A 14,583-nucleotide genomic window follows, 5' to 3' on the forward strand; every position below is an offset into this window, starting at 1 on the left:
ACCCCCGTGATGTCATGCGTGCATGTCCGCACCGCAGACCGAACTCACGACTGACGCTTTGGGCCGGCGTGATCTGCGCGGCACCGTGCGGGTGCTGGGCGGGCCCGGGACCGGCAAGAGCAGCCTGCTCGTCGACACGGCGGTAGCCCACATCGCGGCCGGCTGTGACCCGGAATCGGTTCTGCTGCTGACGGGTTCGGCACGGCTGAGCGCGCAGGTACGTGCCTCGATCACCTCGGCGTTGCTGGGAGCGGGCGGTCGTGCCGCCGTGCGCGAGCCCCTCGTCCGCACCGTGCACTCGTATGCGTTCGGTGTCCTGCGGCTCGCCGCGCAGCGCAACGGGAGTCCGCCTCCGCGGCTCATCACGAGCGCCGAGCAGGACGGCATCATCCGCGAGCTTCTCGCCGGCGACGTCGAGGACGGCCCCGCCTCACCGGTGCGCTGGCCCGAGCAGCTGCGGCCGGCGCTGAGCACGGTCGGATTCGCCACCGAACTGCGCGACCTGATGGCCCGCTGCAGCGAGCGGGGCATCGATCCTGTTGCGCTGCAACGCATCGGGCGCAACGCAGGGCGGCCGGAATGGCAGGCTGCCGGCCGGTTCGCCCAGGCCTACGAGCAGATCATGCTGCTGCGGTCGGCGGTCGGCATGGCGGCTCCCCAGGCGACCGTGCCCGCGTTGGGCGCCGCGGAGTTGGTGGGGGCCGCGCTGGAGGCCTTCGCGATGGACGCCGACCTGCTGTCCGCCGAGCGTTCCCGGGTGCAGCTGTTGCTCGTCGACGACGCCCAGCACCTCGACCCGCAGGCGGCGCGTCTGGTCGAGGTCCTCGCCGCCGGCGCCGAGCTCACCGTGATCGCCGGGGACCCGCACCAGACCGTGTTCGGCTATCGCGGCGCCGATCCGGCCTTGCTGCGCGGGGACGGACCCGCATTGATCCTCAACCGCTCGCACCGTTGCGCGGCCCCGCTGGCCGATGCGATCGCCGCGATCACGCGAAGGCTGCCGGGTGCCGATGCGTCGCGTGAGTTCACCGGCCGTGGGGAGCAGGGGACGCTCGCCGTGCGCATCGCGGCGTCGCCGCACGCGGAGTCGGCGCTGATCGCCGATGCCCTGCGGCGGGCACACCTCGTCGACGGTGTCCCGTGGGACCGGATGGCGGTGATCGTCCGGTCCGTACCGCGCACGGGCGCGTCCCTCGGGAGGGCACTCGCCGCTGCCGGTGTCCCCGTCGAGGACCCGCACCCGGACGTCCCGCTGGCGAATCAGCCTGCGGTGCAGGCGCTGTTGACCGTGCTGGAAGCCACCGCCGAGAAGCTGGACGGGGAGCGCGCACTGGCCCTGGTGACCGGTCCGATCGGCCGCGTCGACCCGGTGTCGCTGCGGCAGCTGCGCCGCACCCTGCGCCGCGGTGCCACCGCCGCCGACCGCGGTTTCGGTGAGCTTCTGGTCGAGGCGCTCGGGCGGGACGTCGCCGCGCTGCCGGACCAGCATGCGCGGGCGCTGCGCCGGCTGCGTGCGGTGCTGACCGCGGCCCGCCGCAGCGCCGAGCAGGGTGGCGATCCGCGCCAGACGCTGTGGCAGGCGTGGAACCGTTCCGGACTGCAGAAGCGCTGGCTCGCCGCGGCGGAGCGCGGCGGTCCGGCTGCCGCGCAGGCCGAGCGCGACCTCGACGCGGTCACGGCGCTGTTCGACGTCGCCGAACAGTACGTGGAGCGCACCGCGGGCGCGTCGCTACGCGGTCTGATCGACCACATCACGGGGCTGTCGCTGCCGCCGGCGCGCGACGACGCACGCTCCGGTGACGCGATTTCGTTGATCAGCGCGCACGCCGCACTCAGCGGTGAGTGGGACTTCGTTGTTCTCGCCGGCCTGCAGGAAGGGCTGTGGCCCAACGTGTCTCCGCGGGGCGGGGTACTCGCGACACAGCATCTGGTCGATGTGATCGACGGTGTCGCCGCACCGGGGCAGCGGCTGTCCAGCCGGGCCCCGCTGCTGGCCGAGGAACGCAGACTGCTGATCGCGGCGATGGGACGTGCCCGCAGCCGGGTGCTGGTCACCGCGGTCGACAGCGACTCCGGCGACGAGGCGGCGCTGCCGTCGCCGTTCTGCCACGAGCTCGCCGCGATGGCGACCGAGCCGGTGCCGGAGCCGGCACTGCCGATCCGGGCGCCCCGGGTGCTCTCGCCCGCCGCGGTGGTGGGTCGGCTGCGCTCTGTGGTGTGCGCCGGATCCGATGAGGTTTCCGAGGACGAAAGAGTCTGTGCTGCCGCGCAGTTGGCGCGTCTGGCGACGGCGGGGGTGCACGGCGCCGATCCGTCGTCGTGGTACGGCGCGCGCGAACTGTCCAGCGACGAACCGCTCTGGGACGGCGACGACCATGTGGTGACGCTGTCGCCGTCGACGCTGCAGATGCTGGCGGACTGCCCCCTGCGGTGGCTGCTGGAGCGCCACGGAGGCGCGCGGGGCCGGGACGTGCGTTCCACCCTGGGATCGCTGGTGCATGCGTTGGTCTCCGAGTCCGGCACAGCAGAGTCGGTGTTGCTCGATGAGCTCGACAAGGTCTGGGGCAAGCTGCCTTTCGACGCCCAGTGGCATTCCGACAACGAGCGGATCCGTCATCTGGAGATGCTGGCGACGTTCCTGAAGTGGCGCAGCGACACCCGGGGCGAACTCACCGAGGTCGGTACCGAGATCGACGTCGACGGTGTGGTCGCCGGCGGTGACGGAGACGGCCCGGGGGTGCGGGTGCGCGGCCGTCTGGACCGTCTCGAACGCGACAGTGAGGGACGGCTGGTCGTGGTCGACGTCAAGACGGGTAAGAGCCCGGTCAGCAAGGACGACGCGCAGGCGCACGCACAGTTGGCGATGTACCAGTTGGCCGTCGCGGCCGGTTTGATCGCCGACGGCGACGAGCCCGGCGGCGGCCGCCTGGTCTATCTCGGCAAGACCACCGGCGGACGCGCGACCGAACGCCACCAGGACGCGGTGACCCCCGAGGTGCGCGAGCTGTGGGAGGCCCGGGTTCACGAGGCGGCCGCGGCGACGCAGGGCCCGTCGTTCGTCGCCCGGGTGAACGACGGATGCGCGCACTGCCCGGTCCGTGCGACGTGCCCGGCACAGAATTCCAGGAGTCAGCCATGAGCACACCCCTCTACAGCCCCGCCGAACTGTCCAGAGCGCTGGGCCTTTTCGAGCCCACCGAGGAACAGGCCGCCGTCATCGCGGCGCCACCGGGGCCGCTGGTCGTCATCGCCGGCGCCGGAGCGGGCAAGACGGAGACGATGGCGGCCCGGGTGGTCTGGCTGGTCGCCAACGGCTACGCGACACCGGGAGAGGTCCTCGGGCTGACGTTCACCCGCAAGGCGGCCGGGCAACTGCTGCGCCGCGTGCGGTCGCGGCTGGCGCGCCTCGCCGGTGCCGGACTGACCATCCCGGCGGCCGGCGCGGATCTTGCCGACGATCCCGTCACGATCGGGACCTACCACGCGTTCGCGGGCACTCTGCTCCGCGAGTTCGGGCTGATGCTGCCGGTCGAGCCCGACACCCGGCTGCTCGGCGAGACAGAGCTGTGGCAGTTGGCGTTCCGGGTGGTCTGCGAGCATCCCGCAGCGCTCGACACCGACAAGTCCCCGGCCTCGATCACCGCGATGGTGCTCCGGTTGGCCGGGCAGCTCTCCGAGCATCTCGTCGACACCGAGCAACTGCGCGACACCCATGTCGAACTCGACCGGCTGGTCCACACGCTGCCGGCGGGCAGATATCAGCGCGACCGTGGGCCGAGCCAGTGGCTGTTGCGGATGCTGGCCACTCAGACCGAACGCACCATGCTGGTGCCGCTCATCGATGCGCTGCACCACCGGATGCGCGAGGAGCGCGTCATGGATTTCGGGATGCAGATGGCCTCGGCAGCGCGGCTGGCGTCCACACATCCGGCGGTCGGGGAGCAGCTGCGGCAGCGTTACCGCGTCGTCCTGCTCGACGAATACCAGGACACCGGGCACGCGCAACGGGTGGCGCTGTCGTCGCTGTTCGGCGGAGGCGCCGACGACGGGCTGGCGCTGACCGCTGTCGGCGATCCCATTCAGTCGATCTACGGGTGGCGCGGCGCATCGGCGACCAACCTGCCCCGGTTCACCACCGACTTCCCGCTGTCGGACGGCACTCCGGCACCCACGCTGGAATTGCGCACCAGCTGGCGCAATCCGCCCGAGGTGCTGCACCTGGCCAACGCGGCCTCGGTCGACGCACGGCGCCGCTCGGTCGAGGTCCGGTCGCTGCAGCCGCGGCCGAACGCCGAACCCGGCAGCGTGCGGGCCGCGCTGCTCTCCGATGTCGAGGCCGAGCGTGACTGGGTCGCCGATCAGGTCGCGCACAGGTGGCACGGTGGACTCGCCGCGTCGGGGACCGCCCCGACGGCCGCGGTGCTGGTCCGGCGCAATGCCGACGCCGCCCCGATGGCCGACGCGCTGAGCCGGCGGGGCGTGCCGGTCGAGGTGGTGGGCCTGGCGGGTCTGCTCGCGGTGCCCGAGGTCGCCGACGTCGTGGCGATGCTGCGGGTCGCGGTGGACCCGACCGCCGGTGCCGCCGCGGTGCGCGTGCTCACCGGCCCGCGGTGGCGTCTCGGCGCCCGCGACCTCACCGCGCTCTGGCGACGTGCGGTGACGCTGGTCGACACCGGCCCGTCGGCCTCCGATGCGGTGTCGGCGACAGCGGAGATCGTGGCCAAGCTCGAGCCCGACGCCGATGACGCATGCCTGGCCGATGCGGTCTGCGATCCCGGACCGGCCGCGGCGTACTCGCCGACCGGATACGCCCGCATCGTCGCGCTCGGTCGCGAGTTGACCGCGCTGCGCGCGCACCTGTCGAGCCCGCTGCCCGACCTCGTCGCAGAGATCCGCCGCACTCTCGGTATCGACGCTGAAGTCCGTGCAGCGCAGCCGATCTCGGCGGGCTGGTCGGGTACCGAGCATCTGGACCGCTTCGGCGACGTCGTCGCCGAGTTCGCGTCGCGGGGAACACCGACCGCATCGGGGCTGCTGGCCTACCTCGACACCGCCGAGCAGGTCGAGAACGGCCTGGCGCCGGCGGAGGTCACGGTGTCGTCCGACCGGGTGCAGATCCTGACGGTGCACGCCGCCAAAGGCCTGGAGTGGCAGATCGTCGCCGTGCCGCATCTGGTGGGGCGGGTGTTCCCGTCCACCGCGTCCCCGCGGACCTGGCTCACCGATGCGGCCGACCTTCCGCCGCTGCTGCGCGGAGATTGCGCGACCGTGTCTGCCCACGGCGTCCCGGTGCTCGACACCTCCGATGTGAGCGATCGGAAAGGACTGTCCGACAAGATCGCCGCGCACAAGAGCAGCCTCGACCAGCGCCGCACCGACGAGGAACGCCGCCTGCTCTACGTGGCGATCACCCGTGCCGAGCACACGCTTCTGGTGTCCGGACACCACTGGGGTGCCACCGAATCCAAGCCGCGGGGTCCGTCGACCTTCCTGACCGAGATCAAGGACGTCATCGATGCGTCGATCGAGGAGGGGCGGCCGTGCGGATCGATCGCCGTGTGGGCCGATGCGCCCGCCGACGGCGAGACCAATCCGATCCGGGACCGGGTCGTCGAGGCCGTGTGGCCGGTGGACCCGGTGGCGGGCCCTCGGGGGCCCGTCGACCGCGGCGCACACCTTGTCGCAGAGGCACTCTCGGGTGAATGCCCCGAGGTCGGGTCCGACGATGATCACGGGTGGGTGGCCGACGTCGACGCGCTGCTCGCCGAACGTGACCTCGCCGCACAGCGGGCGGTTCCGTCGCTTCCGGCGCAGCTGTCGGTCAGCGCCATGGTCGAGCTCGGTCGCGACCCCGAAGCCGTCGCGCACCGGCTGCAGCGCCGCCTGCCCCGCCGTCCGGACTCACATGCGTTGCTGGGGACGGCTTTCCACGAATGGGTGCAGCGGTACTTCCAGGCGGAGAAACTCTTCGACCTCGACGATCTGCCGGGCGCCGTCGACGCCGACCGTCAGGACAGGGGAGAGCTCGACGAACTGCAGACCGCGTTCGCGGTGTCGCCGTGGGCGGCGCGCACCCCGATCGACGTCGAGGTGCCGTTCGACATGATGCTGGCCGGCCGCATCGTGCGCGGGCGGATCGACGCGATCTTCGCCGACGGCGACGGCTCGTTCACCGTGGTGGACTGGAAGACAGGCGAGATGCCGACAGACCCGGAGGTGCTGGCGCACAACGCACTTCAGCTGGCGGTCTACCGGCTGGCGTGGGCGCGACTGCACGGTTGTCCGACGTCTGCGGTGCGGGCCGCATTCCACTACGTGCGATCAGGGCGCACCGTGATGCCGGACGCGCTGCCCGAGGAGGACGACCTGATCGCCCTGCTGGCCGACCGCGACGACGAGGATGCCGCCTGACGGGTGCTCAGCTCTCCTTGTAGATCTTCCAGGCCTGGGTGATCATCGGGACCTGGAGCGGCAGCCGGGCGATCGCACCGAGGCGCATCGCGAGGTTCTTGGTCGGGTCGCGGAACCACATCCGGACCATGTTGGCGTTGCCCGGGAACACGCCGACGAACAGCGCGATCGCCGACAGGGCACCGATGCGCCGCGTCGCGGGGACCAGCAGCAGACCGCCGACGCCGACCTCGGCGACGCCGGATGCGTAGGTGTAGAACCGCGCCCAGCCCGGCAGCTCCTCCGGGATGATCGTGTCGAACGGCTTGGGGGCCGCGAAGTGCAGGACCCCCATCCCGACCAGCCAGGCGCCCATTCGGGCGCCACGTGAGGACGTGGAAATCCGCTGCAGTGCGGACGGAGAAGAGGTCATGATTACATTGTGCTGGTGCGGCTGCCTCACCTCCTGACCGGCCCTCGTGGCTGAGGGTCGTCTGCGCCGACGGCTGCGTCGGTTCGATCAGTCGTTGGCCGACATGCCGGTCCACGCGCTCACCGATCGTGTGCAGATCCCGACCGAGACGGTCAGCCCGGCGCGGCGCATCACGGTCCGCGTCATCTACGCCCTCGGCGCGCTGTTCGCCGCGGTGCTGATCGTCTACCTCGACCGCGACGGTTACCGCGACTCCCAGGAAAACCCGCTGTCGTTCCTGGACTGCCTGTACTACGCGACGGTGTCGCTGTCGACTACCGGCTATGGCGACATCACGCCGATCACGCCGGAGGCGCGGCTGATCAACGTCCTGGTCATCACGCCGCTGCGGGTGGCGTTCCTGATCGTGCTCATCGGTACCACCGTCGAGACGCTCACTACGCAATCGCGGCAGGTCTATCAAATCCAGCGCTGGAGGAGCAGATTGCGCAACCACATCATCATCGTCGGCTACGGCACCAAGGGCCGTACCGCCGCCGCGGCGATGGTCGGCGACGAGATCGCCCCCGGCGACATCGTGGTGGTCGACGAGGACACCTCGGCCCTGGACCGCGCCAAGAGCGCCGGTCTGGTGACCGTGCGCGGCACCGCGACCGACTCCGAAGTCCTGCGCCTGGCCGGCGCGCAACACGCCAAGACCATCATCGTGGCCGCCAATCGCGACGACACCGCGGTCCTCGTCACGCTCACCGCCCGTGAGCTCGCGCCGCGGGCGCAGATCATCGCGGCGGTGCGCGAGACCGACAACGAGCACCTGCTCAAACAGTCCGGTGCGGACTCCACCGTGGTGACCTCCGAGACCGCGGGGCGGCTGCTCGGCATCGCCGTGCAGACCCCGAGCGTCGTGGAGATGATGGAGGACCTGCTGACCCCCGACCGCGGTTTCGCCATCGCCGAGCGCGAGGTGTCCCCGAAAGAGGCGGGCGGCTCGCCGCGGCACCAGACCGACATCGTGCTCGGGGTCGTGCGCAACAAGAAGCTGATCCGGGTCGACGATCCCGAGGTCGACGCGCTCGAGCTGGGGGACCGGCTGCTCTACATCCGGTCCGCGGACGAGGATCGATGAGCGCTGGCGCGAAGAGCAGAGAACCTCTATGACACCGTTCCGGCTACGCAACATTCCGCTGCTGTCGAGGGTGGGCGCCGATCGCGCCGACACCCTGCGCACCGACATCGATGCGGCGATCGCGGGATGGTCGGAGGCGCTGCTGCTGCGCGTCGACCGACGCAACCAGGTACTGATCTCCGACGGCCGCGCCGTCCTGAACCGTGCGGTCTCGGTGGGTCCGTCCCCGCCCGAGAACGCGGTGTTCCTCGGAAAACTCGACGACGGCCGCCACGTGTGGGCGGTGCGTTCGGACCTGCAGCCACCCGAGGACGAGACCACGCCCGTCCAGGTGCTCGACCTGCGCCGCACCGGCGATGTGTTCGACGACGTCAGCGCGCAACTCGTCGCGACCGCGACGGCACTGCTGAACTGGCACGACAGCGCCCGGTTCAGCCCCGTCGACGGTGCTCCGACGACGCCGATCAAGAGCGGCTGGGCGCGGATCAACCCCGCCACCGGGCAGGAGGAGTTCCCGCGGATCGACCCCGCGGTGATCTGCCTGGTGCACGACGGGCACGACCGTGCGGTGCTGGCGCGCCAGACGGTGTGGCCGCCGCGGCTCTTCTCGATCCTCGCCGGCTTCGTCGAGGCCGGGGAGTCGTTCGAATCGTGTGTGGTCCGCGAAATCGCCGAGGAGATCGGCCTGACGGTCACCGACGTCGAATACCTGGGGTCCCAACCCTGGCCGTTCCCGCGGTCGCTGATGGTCGGCTTCCACGCCGTGGGTGACCCCGAGCAGCCGTTCTCGTTCAACGACGGTGAGATCGCCGAGGCGCAGTGGTTCACCCGCGCCGAGATCCGGGAGGCCCTCGACCAGGGCGACTGGAGCTCCGACAGCAGCTCCCGGTTGTTGCTGCCCGGCTCGATCTCGATCGCCCGCGAGATCATCGAGTCCTGGGCGGCCCTGGACTGATTCGCCGTGCGCGCCACCCCGTAGGCTGAATGACTTCAGTCAGTCTCGGGATCGGAGCGCCGTGGAGACCCTACTTCCGCCGACCGTCAGGCAAGCCCGGTGGTTCATCGTCGGCGGGCTTGTCGCGGCCGTGATGGGCGTGGTGCGCATCGTCGGCTTCGTGAACTACGGCGGCCTGGTGGCGTTGGTGATGGGCACGGTGTTCCTCGGCCTCGCCCTCGCCTCGTTGGCGGCGGGGATCATCCGGATCCGCCGGGGCGACGACCCCGGCCGGCCGAGCGGGCCGACCCGGACCTAGCTCGCCAGTTTGGCTTTGACCTGCGCTCCGGTCGGGTTGGTCAACGTCGAACCGTCGGCGAACTTCAGCGTGGGGACGACGTGGTTTCCGCCGTTGACCGAACCGACGAACTCCGCGGCGGCCGGATCCTCCTCGATGTTGACCTCGGCGAACGTGATGCCCTCGTTCTTGAGAACCTTCTTCAGCCGAACGCAGTAGCCACACCACGAGGTCGTGTACATCGTCACCGCCGGTACATCAGTGCTCATAAGGCATTCAACGTAGTCGACGCCGCGGACATGCCCTCCCGAGGCCCGCGTTTGTCGGGGCACGCTGACATGATGGTCGCCATGTCCCCGACGGCCTCCCGCGACCGGCTGCTGGGCGACCTCGACGACGAGCAGCGCGAAGCCGTGCTGGCGCCGCGCGGTCCGGTGTGCGTGCTCGCCGGAGCCGGCACCGGTAAGACGCGCACCATCACCCGCCGCATCGCACACCTCGTCACCGCGGGGCACGTCGCGCCCGGTCAGGTGCTCGCGGTGACGTTCACCCAACGCGCCGCGGGCGAGATGCGAGGGCGCCTGCGCGCCCTCGACGAGGGATCGGGCACCGGTGGCGTGCAGGCGCAGACGTTCCACGCCGCCGCGCGCCGTCAGCTGTCGTACTTCTGGCCCCGGGTCGTCGGTAACACCGAATGGCAGCTGATGGACAGCAAGTTCGCCGTCGTCGCGCAGGCCGCCAACCGTGGCGGGCTACCGACCGGCACGGACAACGTCCGCGACCTCGCCGGCGAGATCGAGTGGGCCAAGGCCTCGTTGATCAGCCCGGAGACCTATGCCGACGCGGTGGCCGAGGTCAGCCGCGACATCCCGTTCGACGCGGCGAAGATCGCCACCGTCTACGCGAACTACGAGGCGCTCAAGACCCGTAACGAGGGTCTCGTGCTCTTGGACTTCGACGACCTGCTGTTGCACACCGCCGCGGCCATCGAGAACGACCCGGCGGTCGCCCAGGAGTTCCGGGACCGGTACCGGTGCTTCGTCGTCGACGAGTACCAGGACGTGACGCCGTTGCAGCAGCGCGTCCTCGACGCCTGGCTCGGCAACCGTGACGACCTGACCGTGGTCGGCGACGCGAACCAGACCATCTATTCGTTCACCGGCGCCTCCCCGCGCTATCTGCTCGACTTCTCCCGGCGCTTTCCCGAGGTCACCCTCGTACGGCTCGAGCGCGACTACCGGTCGACCCCGCAGGTGGTCTCGCTGGCCAACCGGGTCATCGCCGGGGCCCGCGGTCGCATGGCGGGCAGCAGACTGCACCTGGTCGGGCAGCGTCCACCGGGTCCCGAGCCGGTGTTCAAGGAGTATCCCGACGAGGTCGCCGAAGCCGCCGCCGTCGCCAAGAGCATCCGGACGCTCATCGAATCCGGTACCGCCGCATCGGAAATCGCGGTTCTCTACCGCATCAACGCCCAGTCGGAGGTCTACGAGGAGGCGCTCACCGAAGCCGGAGTCGCGTTCCAGGTCCGCGGGGGCGAGGGCTTCTTCAGCAGGCAGGAGATCCGCCAGGCCCTGCTGGCGCTGCAACGCGTCGCCGAACGCGGCGCGGGCGACACCGGCGGTTCGCTGCCCGAGATCGTGCGCGCCATCCTGGAACCGCTGGGACTGACGGCCGAACCTCCGGCGGGCACTCGTGCCCGGGACCGCTGGGAGGCGCTCGTCGCGCTGGCCGAACTGGTCGACGACGAGGTCGCCCAGCGTCCGCACCTGGATCTGCGGGCGCTTCTCACCGAGCTGCGTCAGCGCGCCGATTCCCGTCATCCGCCGGTGGTCCAGGGCGTCACGCTGGCGTCGCTGCATGCGGCCAAAGGGCTCGAGTGGGACGCGGTCTACCTCGTCGGGCTCGCCGACGGCACGTTGCCGATCTCGCATGCGCTGTCGCACGGACCCGACAGCGAACCCGTCGAAGAGGAACGTCGGCTGCTCTACGTCGGGGTCACCCGGGCTCGCGTGCATCTGACGCTGAGCTGGGCGCTGGCCCGTAAACCGGGCGGCCGGCAGGGCAGACGCCCGTCACGGTTCCTCACCGGGATCGCTCCGCAGTCGCAGCGCGACGACGGTCCCAGTCGCTCCCGCAAGCCGCGCGGGCCGGCGCCGCGATGCCGGGTCTGCAACGCGCAGTTGACGTCTCCGACGGCGATCATGCTGCGACGGTGTGAGAGCTGCCCGTCCGACATCGACGACGAGTTGCTCGCCGAGCTCAAGGACTGGCGGTTGCGAATCTCCAAGGAGATGAGCGTGCCGGCCTTCGTGGTGTTCACCGACAACACCCTGATCGCGATCGCCGAATCCATGCCGACCGACGATGCGGCACTGGTGGCGATCCCGGGCATCGGCGCCCGCAAGGTCGAACAGTACGGACCCGACGTCCTCGCACTGGTCAAAGGCCGCCAGAAGTCGTAAAGATCGCGCCAAAAGTGCTGGTCAAAAATGCGTTGCGGGATTTTCCTGCTAGCGTTTAGCCTCGAACGACACAGACGGGCCATGTGCGAAAGGAGGGTGTCCGACATGATCAGCAACGACATGATCACCAGCGTCAGCGCGACCGGCATGCTGCGGACCCTCCATGTGCCGTCCCAGGTACATCCCGCACACCCGATTGCTGCCGCTGCCGCCGTGGCCGCGCCGCGTAAGCGCCGCGCCGCCGCCGGCACGATTGCCGCGTCCGTGAAGGGCTACCCCGAGGTGCCAGCCCGGCACTAGCCCTCACACCGCCCCCGAGGCCACGGACCCGCGATCAGGGATCCGTGGCCTTTTTGTTTTTCCCGCAAGACCCCGCCGAGTATCAACGATCAGAAAGCAGAGGACCGACATGTCTTCGCCGACATGCGAGATGACGCCCTCATCGGAAACGAGGCAGCCAGCGGTGCCGTGTCATGTCGAGGACCCCGACCTGTGGTTCGCCGAGGATCCCCGCGACCTCGAACGCGCCAAGGCGCTGTGTGCGGACTGCCCGCTACAGCGGGCCTGCCTGAACGCCGCGTTGGAGCGTCAGGAACCGTGGGGCGTCTGGGGTGGCGAGATCCTTGACCGCGGCTCGGTCATCGCCCGCAAGCGGCCGCGGGGGCGTCCCCGCAAGGATTCGAAAAGCCCTGTCGCCGCGTGAGATTCGCTGATCCCGACGGTCACACCCCGTCGGGATCAGCGAATCCCGGGACGTTCTCCATCGCGATGCGCCGGGTGGGGACGTGCGCGTCGAGCTGGCACGAGATCGCGACGATCGATGCGATGACCCGCATCGGGATCGCCAGCTTCGGCGGAATGTCCATCTGCCGGGCCGCTTTGATCTGGCCTGCGGCCTTCTCCAGCTCGATGTTGGTCATCTTCTGCAGCCACCGGCGGGTGTAGTGGAAGACCTCGACCTCCAGCGGTTCGACGTACTGCTTGAGCATGTCGTCGATCTCGCGGGTCGACACGCTCTGACCCTTCTGGATGAACCCGACCTTCTCCATGGTCGGCAACAGCTTGTCGTAGTTCTTGTCCACCGCGTACCGCAGCATCTGGCCGAGCTCGATGGGCCAGCCGCCGGGCATCGGCGCGACGGCGCCGAAGTCGATGACACCCATCTTGTCGCCGGGCAGCAGCATGAAGTTGCCGGGGTGAGCGTCCCCGTGGACCATCTCCAGGCGGGTCGGCGCGTCGTCGCAGAACTCGAACAGCCGGGTGGCCATCAGGTCACGCTGCTCCTGGGTGCCTTCGCGGATGATGTGCGACAGCGGGATGCCCTCGATCCACTCCTGGATGACGACCTTGGGTGCGCTCGCGACGACGTGGGGGACGACGAACTCGGGATGACCGGCGTAGGCCTTCGCGAAGGCCCGCTGGTTGTCGGCCTCCAGGCGGTAGTCCAGCTCCATCTCGGTGCGCTCGATCAGCTCGTCGACGACACCCTGCACGTCGGCGCCGGGGGAGAGCTGCTTGAGCACACCGACCATGCGCTGCATCGTCTTGAGGTCGGCGCGCAGGGCCTCGTCGGCGCCCGGGTACTGGATCTTCACAGCGACCTCGCGGCCGTCGGCCCACACCGCCTTGTGCACCTGGCCGATGCTGGCCGACGCGACGGCCTTGTCGTCGAAGGTCTGGAAGCGTTCCCGCCACTTGGTGCCCAGTTGCTGGTCCAGCACGCGGTGCACCTTGGCCGCGGGCAGCGGCGGCGCTTCACGCTGCAACTTGGTCAACGCCTCCCGGTACGGCTTGCCGTACTGCTCGGGGATGGCCGCCTCCATCACCGACAGCGCCTGGCCGACCTTCATCGCGCCGCCCTTGAGCTCGCCGAGCACGGTGAACAGCTGCTGGGCAGCCTTGTCCATCATCTCGGCGTTGACCTCGTCTTTCGACTTCCCGGTCAACCGCTTGCCGAAGCCGAGCGCGGCGCGTCCTGCCATCCCCACCGGCAACGATGCGAGCTTGGCATTGCGCGCGACGCTGCCCCGCTTGATCTCACTCACCAGTCCATCATCCACGAACTCCGCGAACTTCCACCAACGAGTTGGTAACAGGGGTTGTCAGCACGAGCAGTCCGGATGGCGCGTCCACCGACGCGCCTGCACCGTCCCGGCGGCGACGTCGAACTCCAGGGTCGTGTCCAGGGTCTCCGGCGAGGCCGCGACGGCGCCCGGATGGTCGGGCCGCAGCGACCGGACGATGTGGTCGATCTCGTTGAGCGCCAGCGCCGCGGTGGCCAGGACGGTGGCCCGGTCGGCGTTGCCGACGGTGCGGCTCAGCTGCGCCGCAATGGCCGGCCACGCGGCATCACGGTCGCTACGGTGCAGGTCGGCGCACCGCAGGCAACTGGTCACCGACGGGATCACCAGCGGGCCGACCAGGCCCGTGCCGTCGCGCACCCGAACAGGCAGGTGCGGGACGCGGGCGTCGCAGAGGTCGCGGACCAGCCGTGGGTCCGCCACCAGGTAGTCGGTCAGGACGACGAGGTCGGGGCGTCCGCTCGACGCATTGGGCCGGGTGCTGTGGCTGACCCGCACGTTCGCGTGACGCAGCGAATTGATCAGCAGGTCGGCGAGCGGACCGTCCCCGTGCACCCGCACCGCGACGGATCTCACAGGGGTCCGCGGTGCCTCGGTGACGATTCCGCGGGTGATCAGGTGGGCGACCAGGCCGTCGACCACGGGTGCGTCGACACCGTGTCCGGCGGCCAGTCTCTGCAGCTGCGGCGCGGTCGCGACCCCCTGCAGTGCCCGCAGCAGCTCGGCGAGAACGCTACCCGGCAACCCGGCAGGGGGACGGACCACGACCGCCTTGCGGGGATCCCACCCGACCTGCACCGTCCCGTCGGGACGGGACAGGACCGGGGTGGCGGGGCTGAGCGCGTACCGCGTCATGGTT

At 70.2% G+C, this 14,583-nt stretch carries 12 protein-coding genes; 8 read left to right on the top strand and 4 right to left on the bottom strand.

The annotated features are described in order from the left end of the window. Window positions 1-22: 22 nt before the first annotated feature. Window positions 23-3,139 carry an ATP-dependent helicase gene (locus DYE23_RS07735; protein WP_115326924.1) on the top strand — a complete coding sequence of 1,039 codons (3,117 nt, stop codon included), beginning with the start codon at window positions 23-25 and terminating at the stop codon, window positions 3,137-3,139. Beyond that, entirely contained in the window at window positions 3,136-6,411 is a 3,276-nt protein-coding gene (locus DYE23_RS07740; RefSeq protein ID WP_115328897.1) for an ATP-dependent helicase, read from the top strand. Before DYE23_RS07735 ends, DYE23_RS07740 begins: the two co-directional genes overlap by 4 nt. 7 nt (window positions 6,412-6,418) lie before the next feature. On the opposite strand, the gene DYE23_RS07745 is transcribed toward DYE23_RS07740, so the two are convergent. Continuing rightward, complete coding sequence (locus DYE23_RS07745; RefSeq protein ID WP_115326925.1) at window positions 6,419-6,823, bottom strand: DoxX family protein; 405 nt, start codon at window positions 6,821-6,823, stop codon at window positions 6,419-6,421. A gap of 46 nt (window positions 6,824-6,869) precedes the next feature. Here DYE23_RS07745 and DYE23_RS07750 point away from each other — a divergent pair, with 46 nt between their 5' ends. From DYE23_RS07750 to DYE23_RS07760, 3 genes are all read left to right on the top strand, one after another. After that, on the top strand, window positions 6,870-7,949 hold the full coding sequence (locus tag DYE23_RS07750; RefSeq protein WP_011895499.1) for a potassium channel family protein: 1,080 nt from the start codon (window positions 6,870-6,872) through the stop codon (window positions 7,947-7,949). Window positions 7,950-7,977: 28 nt separating this feature from the next. Then, window positions 7,978-8,904 carry an NAD(+) diphosphatase gene (gene nudC / locus DYE23_RS07755; RefSeq protein WP_115326926.1) on the top strand — a complete coding sequence of 309 codons (927 nt, stop codon included), beginning with the start codon at window positions 7,978-7,980 and terminating at the stop codon, window positions 8,902-8,904. 61 nt (window positions 8,905-8,965) lie between these two features. Continuing rightward, the gene (locus DYE23_RS07760) at window positions 8,966-9,202 is read left to right on the top strand and encodes a hypothetical protein (RefSeq protein ID WP_115326927.1); all 237 of its coding nucleotides are present in this window, start codon (window positions 8,966-8,968) and stop codon (window positions 9,200-9,202) included. Here the strand turns inward: DYE23_RS07760 and DYE23_RS07765 are convergent. Continuing rightward, window positions 9,199-9,450 carry a mycoredoxin gene (locus DYE23_RS07765; protein WP_011895497.1) on the bottom strand — a complete coding sequence of 84 codons (252 nt, stop codon included), beginning with the start codon at window positions 9,448-9,450 and terminating at the stop codon, window positions 9,199-9,201. The genes DYE23_RS07760 and DYE23_RS07765 overlap by 4 nt on opposite strands. Before the next feature lie 69 nt (window positions 9,451-9,519). On the opposite strand from DYE23_RS07765, the gene DYE23_RS07770 reads away from it, so the two are divergent. The 3 genes from DYE23_RS07770 (at window position 9,520) to DYE23_RS07780 (ending at window position 12,346) form a co-directional block, all read left to right on the top strand. Further along, complete coding sequence (locus tag DYE23_RS07770) at window positions 9,520-11,643, top strand: ATP-dependent DNA helicase UvrD2 (RefSeq protein WP_115326928.1); 2,124 nt, start codon at window positions 9,520-9,522, stop codon at window positions 11,641-11,643. A 105-nt stretch (window positions 11,644-11,748) separates the two neighbouring features. Next, window positions 11,749-11,943 (top strand): hypothetical protein, encoded by a 195-nt coding sequence (locus DYE23_RS07775; protein ID WP_147292271.1) that lies wholly within the window; start codon window positions 11,749-11,751, stop codon window positions 11,941-11,943. A gap of 109 nt (window positions 11,944-12,052) precedes the next feature. Beyond that, the gene (locus DYE23_RS07780; RefSeq protein WP_011895495.1) at window positions 12,053-12,346 is read left to right on the top strand and encodes a WhiB family transcriptional regulator; all 294 of its coding nucleotides are present in this window, start codon (window positions 12,053-12,055) and stop codon (window positions 12,344-12,346) included. Between the two features lie 19 nt (window positions 12,347-12,365). On the opposite strand, the gene DYE23_RS07785 is transcribed toward DYE23_RS07780, so the two are convergent. Both DYE23_RS07785 and DYE23_RS07790 read right to left on the bottom strand, forming a co-directional pair. Continuing rightward, window positions 12,366-13,703: a macrolide-binding ATPase MABP-1 gene (locus DYE23_RS07785; RefSeq protein WP_115326930.1), complete on the bottom strand. Its 1,338-nt coding sequence runs from the start codon at window positions 13,701-13,703 to the stop codon at window positions 12,366-12,368. Between the two features lie 42 nt (window positions 13,704-13,745). Beyond that, the gene (locus tag DYE23_RS07790) at window positions 13,746-14,579 is read right to left on the bottom strand and encodes a bacteriocin biosynthesis cyclodehydratase domain-containing protein (RefSeq protein ID WP_115326931.1); all 834 of its coding nucleotides are present in this window, start codon (window positions 14,577-14,579) and stop codon (window positions 13,746-13,748) included. Window positions 14,580-14,583: the final 4 nt, after the last annotated feature.

Origin of the sequence: Mycolicibacterium gilvum (genome assembly GCF_900454025.1) — a bacterium.
Lineage (GTDB): Bacteria > Actinomycetota > Actinomycetes > Mycobacteriales > Mycobacteriaceae > Mycobacterium > Mycobacterium gilvum.

What these genes read in the sequence shown, in the direction of transcription:
- DYE23_RS07780 (WP_011895495.1), top strand. Translation starts at nt 12,053, where the DNA reads ATGTCTTCGCCGACATGCGAGATGACGCCCTCATCGGAAACGAGGCAG.
- DYE23_RS07770 (WP_115326928.1), top strand. Translation starts at nt 9,520, where the DNA reads ATGATGGTCGCCATGTCCCCGACGGCCTCCCGCGACCGGCTGCTGGGC.
- DYE23_RS07740 (WP_115328897.1), top strand. Translation starts at nt 3,136, where the DNA reads ATGAGCACACCCCTCTACAGCCCCGCCGAACTGTCCAGAGCGCTGGGC.
- DYE23_RS07735 (WP_115326924.1), top strand. Translation starts at nt 23, where the DNA reads ATGTCCGCACCGCAGACCGAACTCACGACTGACGCTTTGGGCCGGCGT.
- DYE23_RS07790 (WP_115326931.1), bottom strand. Translation starts at nt 14,579, where the DNA reads ATGACGCGGTACGCGCTCAGCCCCGCCACCCCGGTCCTGTCCCGTCCC.
- DYE23_RS07745 (WP_115326925.1), bottom strand. Translation starts at nt 6,823, where the DNA reads ATGACCTCTTCTCCGTCCGCACTGCAGCGGATTTCCACGTCCTCACGT.
- DYE23_RS07775 (WP_147292271.1), top strand. Translation starts at nt 11,749, where the DNA reads ATGATCAGCAACGACATGATCACCAGCGTCAGCGCGACCGGCATGCTG.
- DYE23_RS07765 (WP_011895497.1), bottom strand. Translation starts at nt 9,450, where the DNA reads ATGAGCACTGATGTACCGGCGGTGACGATGTACACGACCTCGTGGTGT.
- nudC (WP_115326926.1), top strand. Translation starts at nt 7,978, where the DNA reads ATGACACCGTTCCGGCTACGCAACATTCCGCTGCTGTCGAGGGTGGGC.